This window comes from Actinoplanes regularis (assembly GCF_900188005.1).
In the GTDB taxonomy this organism is placed as follows: Bacteria; Actinomycetota; Actinomycetes; order Mycobacteriales; family Micromonosporaceae; genus Actinoplanes; species Actinoplanes regularis.
On sequence record NZ_FZNR01000002.1, the window covers coordinates 227,538 to 243,125 of the forward strand.

General features: G+C 70.3%; 14 protein-coding genes. 8 read left to right on the forward strand and 6 right to left on the reverse strand.

Going from position 1 to position 15,588, the window contains the following annotated elements; genetic code table 11:
- The first annotated feature begins 2 nt into the window (after nt 1-2).
- The 8 genes from CHC09_RS06210 (at nt 3) to CHC09_RS06245 (ending at nt 11,991) form a co-directional block, all read left to right on the forward strand.
- Entirely contained in the window at nt 3-896 is an 894-nt protein-coding gene (locus CHC09_RS06210; RefSeq protein ID WP_089292022.1) for a carbohydrate ABC transporter permease, read from the forward strand.
- Nucleotides 893-1,735 carry a carbohydrate ABC transporter permease gene (locus CHC09_RS06215; protein WP_179276965.1) on the forward strand — a complete coding sequence of 281 codons (843 nt, stop codon included), beginning with the start codon at nt 893-895 and terminating at the stop codon, nt 1,733-1,735. The genes CHC09_RS06210 and CHC09_RS06215 overlap by 4 nt, the downstream gene beginning before the upstream one ends.
- A 55-nt stretch (nt 1,736-1,790) precedes the next feature.
- Nucleotides 1,791-4,514, forward strand: coding sequence for an exo-rhamnogalacturonan lyase family protein (locus tag CHC09_RS06220; protein ID WP_089292023.1), 2,724 nt, complete (start codon nt 1,791-1,793; stop codon nt 4,512-4,514).
- A gap of 67 nt (nt 4,515-4,581) precedes the next feature.
- Nucleotides 4,582-7,629 (forward strand): RICIN domain-containing protein, encoded by a 3,048-nt coding sequence (locus CHC09_RS06225; RefSeq protein ID WP_089292024.1) that lies wholly within the window; start codon nt 4,582-4,584, stop codon nt 7,627-7,629.
- 238 nt (nt 7,630-7,867) lie between these two features.
- Nucleotides 7,868-8,458, forward strand: coding sequence for a DUF3455 domain-containing protein (locus CHC09_RS06230; protein ID WP_089292025.1), 591 nt, complete (start codon nt 7,868-7,870; stop codon nt 8,456-8,458).
- Nucleotides 8,459-8,635: 177 nt separating this feature from the next.
- The gene (locus CHC09_RS06235) at nt 8,636-9,892 is read left to right on the forward strand and encodes a YncE family protein (protein ID WP_089292026.1); all 1,257 of its coding nucleotides are present in this window, start codon (nt 8,636-8,638) and stop codon (nt 9,890-9,892) included.
- Between the two features lie 491 nt (nt 9,893-10,383).
- A complete protein-coding gene (locus tag CHC09_RS06240; RefSeq protein WP_143232223.1) occupies nt 10,384-10,980 on the forward strand; it encodes a hypothetical protein in 597 nt (198 codons plus the stop codon).
- Nucleotides 10,981-11,049: 69 nt separating this feature from the next.
- Nucleotides 11,050-11,991 carry an FAD-dependent oxidoreductase gene (locus CHC09_RS06245; protein WP_089292028.1) on the forward strand — a complete coding sequence of 314 codons (942 nt, stop codon included), beginning with the start codon at nt 11,050-11,052 and terminating at the stop codon, nt 11,989-11,991.
- Between the two features lie 30 nt (nt 11,992-12,021).
- Here the strand turns inward: CHC09_RS06245 and CHC09_RS06250 are convergent, their stop codons facing one another.
- From CHC09_RS06250 to CHC09_RS06275, 6 genes are all read right to left on the reverse strand, one after another.
- On the reverse strand, nt 12,022-12,309 hold the full coding sequence (locus CHC09_RS06250) for a hypothetical protein (RefSeq protein ID WP_089292029.1): 288 nt from the start codon (nt 12,307-12,309) through the stop codon (nt 12,022-12,024).
- 31 nt (nt 12,310-12,340) lie between these two features.
- The gene (locus tag CHC09_RS06255) at nt 12,341-13,327 is read right to left on the reverse strand and encodes a WXG100-like domain-containing protein (protein WP_089292030.1); all 987 of its coding nucleotides are present in this window, start codon (nt 13,325-13,327) and stop codon (nt 12,341-12,343) included.
- A gap of 5 nt (nt 13,328-13,332) precedes the next feature.
- On the reverse strand, nt 13,333-13,926 hold the full coding sequence (locus tag CHC09_RS06260) for a hypothetical protein (protein ID WP_089292031.1): 594 nt from the start codon (nt 13,924-13,926) through the stop codon (nt 13,333-13,335).
- The gene (locus CHC09_RS06265; RefSeq protein ID WP_089292032.1) at nt 13,920-14,276 is read right to left on the reverse strand and encodes a YbaB/EbfC family nucleoid-associated protein; all 357 of its coding nucleotides are present in this window, start codon (nt 14,274-14,276) and stop codon (nt 13,920-13,922) included. Before CHC09_RS06265 ends, CHC09_RS06260 begins: the two co-directional genes overlap by 7 nt.
- A gap of 150 nt (nt 14,277-14,426) precedes the next feature.
- Nucleotides 14,427-15,119, reverse strand: coding sequence for a DivIVA domain-containing protein (locus CHC09_RS06270; RefSeq protein WP_089292033.1), 693 nt, complete (start codon nt 15,117-15,119; stop codon nt 14,427-14,429).
- Nucleotides 15,120-15,311: 192 nt separating this feature from the next.
- A complete protein-coding gene (locus CHC09_RS06275; RefSeq protein ID WP_089292034.1) occupies nt 15,312-15,542 on the reverse strand; it encodes a hypothetical protein in 231 nt (76 codons plus the stop codon).
- Nucleotides 15,543-15,588 lie beyond the last annotated feature (46 nt).

The following is a 15,588-nucleotide window of genomic DNA, read 5'->3' on the forward strand; positions in this document are numbered from 1 at the left end:
GGATGACCACGGTGCTGGACCGACCCGTACCCGCCGTCACCGCGGCCTCCGGGCGGCGCCGCTACGGCGAGCGCCCATCGGTGGCCTACCTCTTCCTCTCTCCCTGGGTGGTCGGCGCGCTGCTGCTCACCCTGGGCCCGATGGCCGCCTCGCTGTACCTCTCGTTCACCGACTACGACCTGTTCACCGCGCCGGAGTGGGTCGGGTGGGACAACTACGTCCGGGCCCTCACCGTCGACCCGCACTTCTGGAACGCGGTCGAGGCCACCGGCAAGTTCGTGCTGATCTCGGTGCCGGTGCAGCTGGCGGCGGCGCTCGGCGTGGCCATGCTGATCAACCGCCGCAGCCGGGCGCAGGGCACGTACCGGTCGGCGTTCTACGCGCCGTCACTGCTCGGTGCGAGCGTCAGCGTCGCGGTGGTCTGGCGGGTGATCTTCAACGACTGGATCGGCACCCCGGAGCGGGCGCTGCTCGCTCTGGTGCTGCTCTCGGTCTGGCAGTTCGGCGCGCCGATGGTGATCTTCCTGGCCGGATTGCAGCAGATCCCGTCGGAGTACTACGACGCCGCCGCGGTCGACGGGGCCGGCCCCTGGCGGACGTTCCGGTCGATCACACTGCCGATGCTCTCCCCGGTCATCTTCTTCAATCTGGTGTACGACACGATCCGCGCCTTCCAGGTCTTCACCGGGGCCTACGTGGTCAGCAACGGCACCGGCCGCCCCAGCGACTCCACCCTCTTCTACACGCTGTACCTGTACGAGAAGGGCTTCGTGGAGTTCAAGATGGGCTACGCCTCGGCGATGGGCTGGATGCTGCTGGTCGCCGTCGCCGCGGTGACCGCCCTGCTCTTCCGCCTCTCCCGCAACTGGGTCTTCTACGCCGGGGACGAGTCGTGAACGCCGCCCGTCTCCGGACCGCCGGCTGGCATCTCTTCGTGCTCCTGCTGCTGACCCCGCTGCTGTACCCGATCGTCTGGCTGGCCGCCGCGTCGTTCAAGCCGGGCTCCGAGGTCCTCGAGCAGAGCCTGTCGCTGCTGCCCAGCCACTTCGTCTTCGACAACTACCGGGAACTCGGCGGCGAACTGGCCGGGGTGCCGGTCTGGCGGTTCTTCGCCAACTCGATCCTGGTCGCCGGCGGCTCCGCGCTCGCCAACGTGCTCAGCTGCTCGCTCGCCGCGTACGCGTTCGCCCGGCTGCGGTTCCGGCTGCGCGGGCCGCTGTTCGCGTTCATGCTCGCCACGATCATGTTGCCCGCGCACGCCGTGCTGATCCCGCAGTACACGATCTTCCAGCGGCTCGGCATGGTGGACACGTTCTGGCCGCTGATCCTGCCCAAGCTGCTGGCCACCGACGCGTTCTTCATCTTCCTGATGGTCCAGTTCATGCGGAACATCCCGCGCGAGCTGGACGAGGCGGCGCGGCTGGACGGCTGCGGCTCGATCCGGATCTTCGGGGCGGTGATCCTGCCGCTGGTCCGGCCGGCCCTGGTCACCACCGCGATCTTCACCTTCATCTGGACCTGGAACGACTTCCTCAGCCAGCTGATCTACCTGTCCGATCCGGAGAAGTACACGCTGCCGCTGGCCCTGCGGCTCTTCATCGACACCACGGACCAGGCCTCGTACGGGCCGATGCTGGCGCTCTCCGCGCTCGCGCTGGTGCCGATCCTGCTCTTCTTCGCCGCGTTCCAACGGCTGCTCGTCGAGGGCTTCGCCACCTCCGGCCTCAAAGGCTGACCCGCCGGCCCCGCCACCCCGATCCCCGCATCCCCCTGGAGTTGACATGCCGGAAATGCCGCATGTGTCACGCCGTACCTTCGTCCGGGGAGTCGCCGCCTCCCCCGCCTTCGCGATGCTGCCCGGCGGCGCACCGGCGGCCGCGGCCCCGTCCGTACCGCTGAAGCTCGCAACCGTGCCGGCGCCGGACCGCGTCGCCCTGCGCTGGCTGGAGGGAAAGCCCACCTCGGGCATCGGCAACACCTGGGGCGTGCCGTGGCCGAAGGGCGCGCTGGCGCCCACCGAGAGCTTCGCGCTGACCGCGGCCGACGGCGCCGCGGTGCCGGTGCAGACCTGGCCGATCGCCTACTGGCCGGACGGCACCCTGAAGTGGAGCGCGCACGCCATCCCCGCCGACGCGCCGCTCGCCGAGACCTACACGCTGACCCACGGCGGATCGAACACCGCCGCGGCCGCGCCGGTAACCGTCGTGGAGCGCCGGGAGCGCATCACCGTCGACACCGGCGTGATCGAAGTGGCCGTCGAGCGGCGCGGATCCGCGCTGATCAGCTCGATCACCCGCGGCGGCACGGAGATCGCGCGCAACCTGCGGTTGATCAGCCTGCGGCAGACCAAGATCGAGGACCTCCGCTCCTCCGCCGAGCCGCTCACCAGCACGATCAAGTCCGTCAAGGTGGAGCAGCGCGGGCCGGTGCGCGCGGTGATCCGGATCGACGGCACGCACCAGCGGCGCGGGAGGTCCTGGCTGCCGTTCACGGTCCGGCTCTACTTCTACTCCGGGGCCGAGCACGTCCGGATGATGCACACCTTCATCCTCGACACGGACGGGAGCAGCGAGTTCATCGCCGGGCTCGGGGTCCGCGCCGGCGTGCCGATGCGCGACGCCCTCTACGACCGGCACGTCCGGCTGAGCGGGGACGGCGACGGGCTGCTGCGCGAGGCGGTCCGCGGGATCACCGGCCTGCGCCGGGACCCGGGCGCGACCGTCCGGGCCGCGCAGATCGCCGGCGAGAAGCTGGCCGACCCGGCCACCTGGGACCAGCGGGTCACCACCCGGCTGGAGCTGATCCCGGCCTGGGGCGACTACACGCTCAGCCAGCACTCCTCGGAGGGCTTCACGATCAAGAAACGGACCAAGCCGGGGTACGGGTGGGTCGGCGCCGACTCCGGGCAGCGCGCCGGTGGCTTCGGCTACGTCGGCGGCGTGACCGGCGGGCTCGGCTTCGGGATGCGCGACTTCTGGCAGCGGCACCCGTCCCAGCTGGACCTCCGCGGCGCGGCGGGCGACGAGGCGGAGGTGACGGTGTGGATGTGGTCGCCCGAGGCCGGCCCGATGGACACCCGCTTCTACCACGACGGGATGGGCCAGGACACGTACGCCGAGCAGTTGCAGGGGCTGGAGATCACGTACGAGGACTACGAGCCGGAGTTCGGCACACCGTACGGGATCGCCCGCACCACCGAGCTGACGTTCTGGGCCCTGGCCGCCACCCCGCCGGCCGCCACGCTGGCCGCCCTGGCCCGGACCGTCGCCACTCCCCCGCAGCTCGTCGCCCCGCCCGAGCACCTGGCCTCCAGCGGCGCGTTCGGCGGCCTGTTCGCGCCGGTCGACCGCTCCACGCCGGCCCGCGCGAAGATCGAGGACCGTCTCGACTTCCTCTTCAAGTACTACCGGGACCAGCGCGAACAGCGGCACTGGTACGGCTTCTGGAACTACGGCGACGTCATGCACACCCCGGACGTCGACCGGCACGTCTGGCGCTACGACGTCGGCGGCTACGCCTGGGACAACTCGGAACTCTCCCCGGACCTGTGGCTGTGGCTCGCCTACCTGCGCTCCGGCCGCGCCGACATCTTCCGCTTCGCCGAAGCGATGACCCGGCACACCGGCGAGGTCGACGTCTACCACCTGGGCAAGTGGGCCGGGCTCGGCACCCGGCACGGCGTGCTGCACTGGGCGGACAGCGCCAAGCAGCAGCGGATCAGCACGGCCGCCTACCGCCGGATCTACTACTTCCTGACCGCCGACGAGCGGTGCGGCGACCTGATGCGTGAGCTGGTCGACTCGGACCGGACGTTCCTGGCGCTCGACCCGCTGCGGAAGATCCGGACCGAGCCGTACACGCCGGATCCGCACGCGCTCTCGATCGGGCTGGGCACCGACTGGAGCGGGCTGGCCGCGGCCTGGCTGACCGAGTGGGAGCGGCAGGGCCCCAAGGCCGGGCTCGCACAGCAGAAGCTGCTCGCGACGATGCGGACGATCGCCCGGATGCCGAACGGCTTCGTCACCGGCAGCGGGCTCTACGACATCGACACCGGGGAGTTCGCCGAGGCCGCCAAGACGGTCAGCGTGTCGCACCTGAGTGCGATGTTCGGCCAGGTGGAGATCTGTGCCGAGCTGATCGGGCTGGTCGACGTGCCCGGCTTCGAGCAGGCCTGGCTGCAGTACTGCCGGCTGTTCAACGCGACCAAGGCCGAGCAGGCGGCCGAGTGCGGGGCGAACTTCGGCAACCTGATCCTCAAGCAGGGGCACTCCCGGCTCACCGCGTACGCCGCGGTCCGGCTGGGCGACGCGGCACTGGCGGCCCGGGCGTGGCAGGAGTTCACCGGCACCGACGGCTACACCGACGCGTCGCCGTGGCAGACCACCCGCCGGGAGGGGCCCGAGGTGCTGAACCCGGTCGACGAGGCGTCCTGGGTGGACACCAACACCACCGCGCTGTACGGCCTGGCGGCGATCCAGAATTTGGCCCTGATCGGGGATCGACTGGGTTCTTGACATCGACAGACACCCATGTCGACACTGTTTCGATCACCGATGTTTACGTAAACACGAGGGGTCACGCATGAGGATCCTGCTCTCCGGGCTGGCCACGGCCCTGCTCACCGTCGTACCGATGGCAATTCCCTCATCCGCGGCCGCCGCGGCCGCAACCGACACCGCGACCGCGACCATCACCCCCGACCCCTCCTATCAGGGGGCCGAGTGGCAGGGCTGGGGCACCAGCCTGGCCTGGATGTCCGAGGCCACCGGCGGCTACCCCGACGAGATCCGCCGGAAGCTGGTCGACCTGGTCTTCGGGGCGGACGGACTGAACCTCAACATCGCCCGCTTCAACATCGGCGGCGGCAACGCGCCGTCGGTGCGCCCCTACCTGCGGCCGGGCGGCGCGGTGCCGGGCTTCTGGAAGGCCGATCAGCCCTACACCCCGGCCGACAAGGACTGGTGGAACCCGGACGACGAGGCGGACTGGGACTGGGACGCCGACCCGAACCAGCGCTGGTGGGTCGACCAGATCAGGGACAGGGTGACGCACTGGGAGGCGTTCAGCAACTCGCCGCCGTACTTCCAGACCGTCAGCGGCTACGTCAGCGGTGGGTTCAGCTCGACCACGGAGCAGATCCGCGCGGACCGGGTGGACGAGTTCGCGCGCTACCTCACCCGGGTCGCCGAGCGGCTGGAACAGGCGCACGGGATCACCTTCGACAGCATCGAACCCCTCAACGAACCCAACACCAACTACTGGAGTACGACGCTGGGCGCGGACGGGCAGCCGACCGGCGGCCGCCAGGAGGGCGCCCACGCCGGACCGGCGCTGCAGGCCCAGGTGATCTCGGCGCTGGCCCGCGTCTACGACGGCGACATCGCGGCGCCGGACGAGACCAACCCGGGAACCATGGTCACCGACTACAACGGATGGACGGCGGCGGCCCGGGACGCCGTGGACCGGCTCAACGTGCACACCTACGGGACCGGGCAGCGGACCAGTGTGCGGGACATCGCGAAGGCCGCGCAGAAGCCGCTCTGGATGAGCGAGGTCGAGGGCAGCTGGGGCACCGACTACACCGGCATGAGCTCGGGACTCGGGATCGCCCAGCGGATCGTCGACGACCTCCGTGAGCTGGAGCCGTCCGCGTGGGTCCTGTGGCAACCGATCGAGGACGCGAAGAACATGCAGGCCGAGGGGAATCTGCAGTGGGGTGAGATCCACGTGCCGTTCGACTGCACGGCCACGGACACCCTCGCGACCTGCCCGATCCGGACCAACACGAAGTACGACACGATCCGGAACTTCACCCACTACGTGCGGCCCGGCGACCACATCGTCAAGGTCGCCGACACGCGCAGCCTGGCCGCGGTGAACGGCACCGGGGTGACCGTCGTGCACGTCAACCCGGCGGCCACGGCCGAGACGGTCACCCTAAACCTGTCGAAGTTCCGCACCGTCAGCCGTGACGCCACGGTCACCCCCGTCGTGACCAGTGCGGACGGAAAGCTGGTCCAGGGCGCGCCGGTGAAGGTCAGCGGCGAACGGGCGGTGCTCTCCGTGCCCGCCCAGTCGGTGACGACGCTCCTGGTCAGCGGCGTCTCCGGGGTCGCGGAGCAACACATCGTCGCCGGGCATCCCTACCGGTTGCGGGGCGTGGCCAGCGGCAGATCCCTCGCCCCGGGGATCACCATCCGGACCGGCGACCCGGCGGCGGCGGATCAGCTCTGGACGTTCGAGCCGGTCGACGGCGGTTACCGGGTGACCAACGCGGGCACCGGGCAGCCGCTGGGGGTCCGGGACGGCAAGCCCGTCCTGGACGCCTCGGCGACGGCCACCCTGTGGCGGGTCTCGACCACCGGGGACGGGACGTACACGCTGATCAACGCGGAGACGCGACAGCTGCTGGACGTGAACGGCGGGTCGACCGCGGACGGCACGGCGGTCGGGCTCTACCAGCCGACCTCCGGCGGAAACCAGCGATGGGCGTTCGTCGACGAGAACGTGGACGCCCTCGAGAACGCCCGGACCTACACGGTGCCGGGGCGGACGCCGACGCTACCGGCGACGGTCACCGACGGCCGGCACTCGCTTCCGGTGGTCTGGAACGTGCCGCCGGAGCGGGCCTGGCGCAGGCCCGGGCTGGTCAAGGTGACCGGCACGGCCACCGACGTGCTCGGCCGGACCCACCGCGCGATCGCGGAGGTCACCGTCGACATCTTCACCTCGACCCGGCCCGCGCGGGCCAAGACCTACCTCGGTGGCCGGCCGGAGCTGCCCGCGACGGTGGTGGCGGTCGGGCGGCACGGCGGCCGCGCGGACGTGCCGGTGACCTGGGACTCCGCGGAATACCCGGACGCCGGGGTGCGCACTGTGGGCGGCTCCGCCCAGGTCGTCCCGGGTCTTTCCCTGCCCGCGACGGTACGGGTACAGGTCACCGCCCCGGTCGACGCCGCGCTGGCGGGCGGCGTCTCGGTCGCCGCGACCTACACCGAGCCGGGTTACTCCACGGCCGGGCTGACCAACGGCGACACCGGCGACAAGGCCTGGTCGAACTGGAAGTCCTCGGGTCGCGACGCGACGGAGACGCTCACCGCGACACTGCCGGCCGGCGCCCAGCCGAGCCGCCTGACCCTCCACTTCTACCGGGACAACTCGTCCGGTGGCGGGCTCGCGCAGAGCGTGCAAGCCGGGGTGCCGGACGCGAACGGCGCCTGCGTGGTGGCGGGGCCGGTCGTCCCGGTCGGTGCCGGCAGTCCCCTCGCGGTGGACGTGCCGGTGCCCGCCGGGGTGGGCGGGACGGTGTGCCTGGTGCTGACCGCCGTACCCAATGGGTATCTGACCGTGGCTGAGCTGCAAGTCTTCGCCAAGGCGCCGGGGGTCGGTAGCGACGCCTCGGTCACCGGGATCCGGGTCGGCGGCGTGCCGGTGCGGGGGTTCGACCCGGCGGTCACGTCGTACCGGGTGATCTCCGCCCATCCGGACCGGGCCGTGATCACCGCGACCACCGCGGATCCCTATGCGACCGTGACCGTCACCCGGGCCGGGAACACCCGGATCGTCACCGCCACCGCCGAGGACGGTGCCACCCGGACCACCTACCGCATCACCCTCGTCCGGCACTGAGCGAGCTGGGACGGGCCCGCGCCGCCGGGCCCGTCCCGGCCGTGTCAAGACCGCAGTCAGGCCATCGAATTAGGCCGATCTACGGCGACTGCTGAACGGGGCAACCATCCGCAGTGGACGTTCGATGAAACCCGAGAGACGAACGGTCAGTCACCGAGATGATCTAAATCCGTGACGGACTCAGCCTCGTGACAGCTGAAGGTGGGCAGGGGGCTCACCCGAAGACGCAGGGGGATTCATGTTCCGTACCAGACGTTCCCGGATCCGGGCGCTCGCTCTGACCGGAAGCCTGGCGGTCGCCGCCGGCACCGTCGGCACCGTCACGTACAACGCCTCGGCCGCCGAGACGACCGCCTCCGCCACGAACGCCGTGGCGCCGGCCGCCCCGGCCATCCCGAAGGAGATCCGGCCGCCTGCCGGATCTCGCCCGGTGGGCGCCTACGTGGTCGTCACCGGCACCCAGAACTACACGTGCGTGGTCCCGGCCGGCGCCACCCAGGGCGGATACACCGGCGCCTCGGTGCCCGAGGCGCAGCTGCTCGGCACCGGTGGCCGCCTCCACCACTTCGCCGGCCCGAGCTGGCAGTCACTGCGGGACGGCTCCCTGGTGACCGCGACGAAGGTGGCGGCCACACCCCGCACCGGGACGATCCCCGAGCTGCTGCTCAAGGTGGCCAGCCATACCGGCGAGGGCATCCTGGGCCGGGCCGACTACATCAACCGCCTCTACACCTCGGGCGGGGTCGCCCCGGCCACCGCCTGCACCACCGGCCAGACCGTCGATGTTCCCTACCAGGCCCTCTACGTCTTCTGGGACGCACCCGCCTGATCCGCTCGCGACCGGCTCGGCGGGACACCGCCGAGCCGGCATCTTGTGATCTGCGACACTCACGCACTAACATCCAGAATCGTCAATTAGAACCCTGCGGAGTTTGAAATTGCGCTCACCCACCCGTCCACCCGCTTCGGAGCAGTCGTCCCTGCTCAACCCCGGGGAGAAGCACCCATGCGCGCTACCACCACCGCCCGATTCCGGCGCCTACTGGGCGTCACCGCGACCGTCGTCCTGACCGCCACCACCGTCCCGGCCGCCGTAGCGAGCGCCGCGTCGGCCGCCGCCCTGCGCGAGGTCATGTTCGTCGGCAACAACTGGGAGGGCACCGCCGACGTCATCGAGTCGAGCGGCACCTTCACCAAGCTCGGCCGGATCAACGTCGTGCCCGACAAGTCCCAGCGACTGACCGAGATCTACCTCAACCCGATCAAGCTGGCCTACTTCCTCGGCATCCGGCAGGGCCCCGGCGAGGGCCACGACCAACTCGTCGACGATCTGTACTCGACCCCGGACGGCACCGCCCTGGTCGCCTCCCGGCCCAGCTTCGCCGACGTCGTCTCGATCGACCTGACCACCGGGCAGGTCAAGTGGCGGTTCGCGGTCTCCGGCTACCGCGCCGACCACATGGCCGTCTCCCCCGACGGCACCAGGGTCGCGATCTCGGCGTCCACCTCCAACACCGTCCACGTCCTGAACATCAACACCGGCGCTCAGCTCGGCTCGTTCAGCACCGGCGACAAGCCGCACGAGAACGTCTTCACCGACGGCGGCCGGTACCTGTGGAACATGTCGATCGGCAACGTGGAGACCGACCTCGACAGCCCGCTGCTGGACTGGACGAAAGGCGACCGGCACATCACCGTCGTCGACACCGCCACGTACCAGACCGTCAAAACGATCGACATGCGCTCGCGGCTCAACGCGTTCGGCCGCAACGACCTGTCCAACGCGGTCCGGCCCGCGGTCTTCACCCCCGACTCCGCGAAGCTGTACTTCCAGGTGTCGTTCTTCAACGGCTTCGCCGAGTACGACGTCGCCACCGACCGGATCACCCGGGTCAAGACCCTGCCGAAGAATCCGGCCACCAGCAATGACCGGACCACCTACGTCAACGACTCGCGGCACCACGGCCTGTCCATGAGCCCCGACGGCACGAAACTCTGCGTCGCCGGGACGATGGACGACTACGCCACCGTCGTCGACCGCGCCACGCTCCAGGAGGGCACCCTCGTCCCGGCGGCCAAGCCGTACTGGGCCACCGTCAGCGGCGACGGCCGCGCCTGCGTCATCTCCGAGAGCGGCGCCGACCAGGTCACCGCGATCGACTTCGCCACCGGGCAGAAGATCGTCTCGGTGCCGGTGGGCGACCACCCGCAGCGCGTCCGCCTCGCCCACGTGCCGGCCGGCTGGACCAGCCCGGCCCGCTGACTCCGCCGAGGGACGCGGGGTGACCTCCGGTGCCCCGCGTCCCCCTGGGTTCACCCCACTAACCCAAGGGAATGAATTGGATTATCCGAAGGATGAAGCCGGCGCCGGAGGCACCGCTTCTGATCTCTTTCCGCACACGCGAATCCCGGCGATTACCTGGGGCGATGCCGTAGCGGGCGGATAGCGGACCGGCGTGGAGATCGCTGACCGGTCAAGATACTGGTCGCCTATCGAAGGAGTTTCGAATGGCACCAGCTGACCAGGCTCCTGGGCGGCCTTCTCGCAGACGGGACCAGCCGGCCAAGTCAGCGCCCCCTGGGGGGATGACTTTCGGCGACCACGCGACCTTCATCGTCAGCGGCGCCGGGAACGGCATCGGCGGAATGGGCGGTCAAGGATCCCAGGGCGCGAGCCCGGTCACCGTGGGCGCGCCACCCACATCCGAAGGCCCGGCCACCGGGCCGGGTACGTCGTCTCGCCAGGGGCGGCGCATGAGCATGATCGTGGCAGTCTCCACTGTGCTCGGCACCGTCTTCACGGCCGGCGCGTTCGTCGTCGGCCTTCCCGGTTTCAAGGCCGACGACGACAAACCTGTTCAGCACGGGGCCGCCCCACTGAACGCGACGTCGACACCGCCTGCCGAAGCCGGCGCCGCGACACCCGGCACGGGATCGTCGCCGGCCGGCTCCGCGAACACCAGCGGCGCGAAGCCGGTCCCGATCTTCGACGACGTGGTCACGATCGACCAGAACGCCGGCGTGGACCTCGACACCGGACGCAGCAAGAAGCATTATCAACAGAACGCGGACACCGATCTCTACCTGGGCATTTACCACGACCTCTACACCAGTGCCCGCAATTGGACAGCCTACGACGACACCAACGCCGGAACGGAGGAGGGCGCCTACGCCCGCTGCCGTGACTACCGCCTGACCGGCCGGCCGACGGTGCGCGAGCGCTACGTCTCGGTCGGGGGTAACAGTCAGTACTGCTTCACCACCTCGGCAGGACATCCCGCCTGGGTGGCCTCGATCAATCAGGTCGGCGACCAGAGCCAACTGGTCAAGGTCGCGGTCTGGGACGAATAGCCCGCGGGCCCGATCCAGGGCCCGCGATGATCTTGCGCGCGATCGGCCGGGCTGCTTACCGTCGGCGGCATGAGCCGAGTGGTGGTGGTCGGAGCGGGCGTGCTCGGGTTGACCGTGGCGCACGAGTCGGCGGTGGCCGGCCACCGTGTGCACGTGGTCGCTGATCGGGCCGCACGGGACAGCGTCTCGGCGGTGGCCGCCGCGATCTGGTTCCCGCATGCCGTGGCACTGGAACCGGACGTGCTGGAGTCGGGCCGGGCGACCTACGAGCGGTTGACGAGGCTCGCGGACGATCCGGCGACCGGCGTGTTCCTGCGGGCCGGGCTGGTCCGGGTGCGGCGTGCGGAGACGGACCTGTCCTGGACCTCCGCGGTGCCGCGGCACGAGCGTGTCGCGGAGGGTGTGCGCTGCGTCGTGCCGGTCGTCGAGACGAGTCGCTATCTCGCCTGGCTCGGTGCCCGGGTGGCGGCTCTGGGCGTTACGACGACGTGGGGCACGGTGCAGGTGCCCGGCGGGCAGGGCGCGGAGGCGCTGACGGCCGAGGTGGCGTCGATCATCGGCGAGCAGCCGGATGCGGTGGTCGTGGCGGCCGGGCTCGGGTCCGGTGCGCTGCTCGGCGGGGACGCCGAGAGCTATCCGATTCGGGGACAGGTGGTACGGCTGGCGAACCCGGGCCTGACCGAGTGGGTCACCGACGAGGACAACCCCGGCGGGCTGACGTACGTGGTGCCGCGCACCGGCGATGTGGTCTGCGGCGGCACCGGACAGGTGGGCGACTGGGACGAGACGATCGACCCGGCGACCGAGGAGGCGATCCTGCGGCGGGTGCGGAAGCTCGTACCCGCCCTCGCCGATCAGCTGGTTCTCTCCCGCGCCGTCGGTCTGCGCCCGGCCCGCACCAACCGCCGCCTCGAGAGGATCGGCGATGTGATCGCCTGCTATGGGCACGGCGGCTCCGGCTTCACCCTCTCCTGGGGCGACGCCGCCCGCGTGACCCAACTACTGGGCTGACTGGAACAGAATGAGCCGACGAGGGACCGGTCAGCGGAAGATGGATCGGAACTCGGGCTCCTGCTCCCAGAAGACCGCAATCTCCGTGATGATCGCTTGCAGGTTGTCCGCGATCTCGGGCGGCAGCAACTCACCATCGTCATCCCACCGGGGCTCGGTGGGGATGAAGAAGCGCAACTGGCGATAACCCCGATCGACCGGCAGCGTCAGGACATGTTCACCCAGCCGCAAGGCCATCGCTTCACGGCCGGCTCCGCCGAGCGTCACCCCGGACTCCACATGGAGCGCCTGCTGCGGATGCAACTCACGGACCGTCATGCCGGACTCTCCTTCGGGCGGACGGAAACGATCACGAGAACGGATCAATGATATTGACCATCGCGACATCCGGATTCCTTTCGAGGGTGCCTTTCTCCACTCTGAGCCAGGCACTCCTGGACGAGGGGTCGTGGATCCACGCGGTCGCCACGCCCTTCGCCGATTGGGCATACCGCTCGGACAACCGATCCCAGATCCCGTTCGCCTGGTCGACATTGACCGGAGACGTGGCCTCGTCATAAAGCCGCATGGCGTCGAACCTTCGACCGCCCGGCGTTCCTTCGATTGTGACCGATGTAATGCCGTCCACCTGCTTCTCCGCGTACTGGCCCATCCGCTCGCCGTTCGGTTGCTTGCCGGAATAGAAGTTGGCGCCGTTGACCGGACTCCGCAGATCAGCGGTCTCGACATCGTGCATCAGACCTTTGAAGGCGGTGCGCTTGCTACGGGCCACGGTCGCCTCCGCCAGATTCTTGGCGCCTGCTTTCTCGAGCATTGCGGCGGCCTTGCGGAGCAGGACGGCGATCTCGCGCTCGATCAGCGCCATCGCCTCGTGGATCAGCTTCCGGACCGCGACCCGGGTCAGCGCGATCCAGACCGGGATCTCGGCGAGGGTCGCCCCCGCGGTGACCGTCGCCGTCGCGACCGCCTGACCGATCTCGATCGCCAGGGCGGTGAGCTGGGCGATGAACGCGGCCTTCAGGCCGATCGTCACCCCGGCCATCGCGATCAGCGCGCCGCCGATGATCTCCGCCGCGACGGCCGAGTCCCGCAGGTGGCGCCCGGGTCCGTCCTCGCCGTTCCACCAGGCCTCGAACGCCTCGACGCCGGCGCCCTCGTTGTCCAGCCAGACCTGGCGGGCGGTCGCGGTGGCCTGCTCCGCGTGCGCCCGCATCCGGGTGCCGTGGTCGATCCACGCGCGGCCGTCGGCCTGGAGTTGATCCTCGTCGGCCTCCGGCCACTCCAGGCCGATCCAGCTCAGCGGCTCGGTCAGTTCGGGCGGGAGGGTGATGGTCATGGCGGCTACACCCCGCCGCCCGCTGACGCGGAACCGGAGCCGGTCGCCGGCGCATAGCCGAAGCCTGCCGCTGTCGTAGTACCGGAGCTGGTCGCTGTCGTAGAGCCGGAGCCGGTCGCCGGCGCATAGCCGAAGCCTGCCGCTGTCGTAGAACCGGAGCTGGTCGCTGCCGTGGAGCCGGAGCCGGTCGCCGGCGCATAGCCGAAGCCTGCCGCTGTCGTGGAACCGGAGCTGGTCGCTGCCGTGGAGCCGGGTCCGGTCGCGATGCTGGGGGCGGTGCCGCTCGCGGCGTACAGGGAAACCGCGTTCTCGGCGTCCTCAGCCGCGACCGTCCGCGCCTGCAGGAGCAGCGTCGCCGCGGCGAAACCGACCTGCTCGGTGTACGACCCCAGCGCCTCCAGCGCGACGTCGACGACCGCCCGGTACGCGAGAGCGAACACGCTCCCGGCCTCGTCCCCGCCCCACGGGCCGGACGCGCCGCCGACCACGGTCTCCAGCTCGGCCACGTCGTCCGCCATCCGCTGCGCGACCCCGGCCAGGTCCCGCCCGGCGGCGGCGACGCTCTCCGGATCGATCCGCAGCAGCGGCCCGGTCACCACGGCCGCGCCGCCCTTCGGCTCAGGTCGTACAGCGCGATGGAGACCTCGGCGAACCGGCGCTCCGCGGTGTCCGAGGCCTCGGCCAGGGTGGCTTGCAGCCGCTCCGGGGCCACCCCGGCGCCGTACCGGGACGCCGCCGCCTCGACCCGCTCCGCCCGCCGGTCCTGCGCCGTGGAGAACGCCTCGATCAGCGCGTCCCGCAGCTCCTCCAGCGGCAGGTACGACACCCGCGGGTCGAGGTAGAGATCGGCCAGCCGGCCGTCGTCGTCGAGCTCGACCCGGACGCGGCCGTCCGCGGCCTCGCCGACCGCCGGCTGCCCGGCGGCGAATTCAGCAGCGTAGTCCCCCATAACGCCCTCCACATCGGCCGTTGACGGGAACGCCGTGTGAAGCGGCGCTCACCCCCTGTGCCGCCGAATACAGCGCCGAGATGGAGAGGGTTCAATGAAAAAGCCCCGCGGACCGGAAAAGGTCCGCGGGGCTTTTCGCGCCGGCTGGGGTCACTCGGTGGAATCGGGGCCGCTCGTCAGGTCCATGAGCTGCTGGGTCACGTGGTTCGTGAGGGCCTGCTGGTAGCCCGAGGCGAGCTGCCCGAGCTTGTCGATCTCGTCGATCAGCGTCGCGCGCTTCTCCACCAGGCTGTCCATCGCCTCGGCGTGGTTGCGGCGCGCGTCGCTCTCGATCGTGCTGGCCTTCATCTGGGCCTCGACGGTGAGCTGCTCGGCCTTGTTGCGGGCGGCGTCCATCAGCGTGTCCGACTCGCGCTGCGCGTCGCGCATGTGCTCGTCGGCGGTGCGCTGGGCCATCATCAGCACCCGGGCGTTGCGGTCGTCGTCGCCGACGGTCGGCATCGCGCCGGACGGTGCGGCGCTGCGCGCCCGCTCCAGCTGGGACTGCATGTTGCGAGCGTTCTGCTCGGCCCGGGCCCGGGCCTCCTGGAGACGCTCCAGCTGACCCTGGAGGTCGGCGAACTCATTGGTGATCACCATGGTCGCCGCAGGGTTGGAGCCCATGCCGCCACCGCCACCGCGCTGCGCCTGACCGCGGAGGGAGTTGTTCTCCTCGAGGAGGCGGATCAGCTCCTGCTCGACCTCGTCGAGGAACGCGTCGACCTCTTCCTCGTCGTACCCCCGCTTGCCGATCGGCGGCTTCTTGAAGGCCACGTTGTGGATATCAGCTGGGGTGAGCGGCATCGCATTCCTCGGTTCCCGTCGGTGGACGTGCTGCGGCCCGAAATCCTACGCAACGGCGGCACGTTACCGCCCGTGGGCATGATCACGCGGCCCAAAGCCGCTGACCAGGCTTGATGTGAGCAGGAGCACGTCCGGGTCACTACGTGCAGGTCACGGATAGTACCGGGCGCCGACCGACCGCGCACGGGTGGATCATGACAATCGGAAGACGGCGACGAATACGCAGTGGGTCACGAAGCCGAGCACGGTACCCAGACACATCGATCGGCCGACCGACACCCGCCGAGGCTCACTGGCCTGCCAGAACCCGATGCCGACGACGGCGGAGACGACCAGTACGCAGAGGGCGCCGGCGAGGCCGGTCGGCGTCGTATCGGCGACGCAGAGCAACTGCGGGATGAACCCGGCGTCGAAGCCGATCATGCGCGGCCATCGCTTCCGCCACCAGTCACCCACCCGCCCCACCCCC

What these genes read in the sequence shown, in the direction of transcription:
- CHC09_RS06275 (WP_089292034.1), bottom strand. Translation starts at nt 15,542, where the DNA reads ATGATCGGCTTCGACGCCGGGTTCATCCCGCAGTTGCTCTGCGTCGCC.
- CHC09_RS06210 (WP_089292022.1), top strand. Translation starts at nt 3, where the DNA reads ATGACCACGGTGCTGGACCGACCCGTACCCGCCGTCACCGCGGCCTCC.
- CHC09_RS06270 (WP_089292033.1), bottom strand. Translation starts at nt 15,119, where the DNA reads ATGCCGCTCACCCCAGCTGATATCCACAACGTGGCCTTCAAGAAGCCG.
- CHC09_RS06245 (WP_089292028.1), top strand. Translation starts at nt 11,050, where the DNA reads ATGAGCCGAGTGGTGGTGGTCGGAGCGGGCGTGCTCGGGTTGACCGTG.
- CHC09_RS06225 (WP_089292024.1), top strand. Translation starts at nt 4,582, where the DNA reads ATGAGGATCCTGCTCTCCGGGCTGGCCACGGCCCTGCTCACCGTCGTA.
- CHC09_RS06230 (WP_089292025.1), top strand. Translation starts at nt 7,868, where the DNA reads ATGTTCCGTACCAGACGTTCCCGGATCCGGGCGCTCGCTCTGACCGGA.
- CHC09_RS06235 (WP_089292026.1), top strand. Translation starts at nt 8,636, where the DNA reads ATGCGCGCTACCACCACCGCCCGATTCCGGCGCCTACTGGGCGTCACC.
- CHC09_RS06265 (WP_089292032.1), bottom strand. Translation starts at nt 14,276, where the DNA reads ATGGGGGACTACGCTGCTGAATTCGCCGCCGGGCAGCCGGCGGTCGGC.
- CHC09_RS06220 (WP_089292023.1), top strand. Translation starts at nt 1,791, where the DNA reads ATGCCGCATGTGTCACGCCGTACCTTCGTCCGGGGAGTCGCCGCCTCC.
- CHC09_RS06240 (WP_143232223.1), top strand. Translation starts at nt 10,384, where the DNA reads ATGAGCATGATCGTGGCAGTCTCCACTGTGCTCGGCACCGTCTTCACG.
- CHC09_RS06250 (WP_089292029.1), bottom strand. Translation starts at nt 12,309, where the DNA reads ATGACGGTCCGTGAGTTGCATCCGCAGCAGGCGCTCCATGTGGAGTCC.
- CHC09_RS06255 (WP_089292030.1), bottom strand. Translation starts at nt 13,327, where the DNA reads ATGACCATCACCCTCCCGCCCGAACTGACCGAGCCGCTGAGCTGGATC.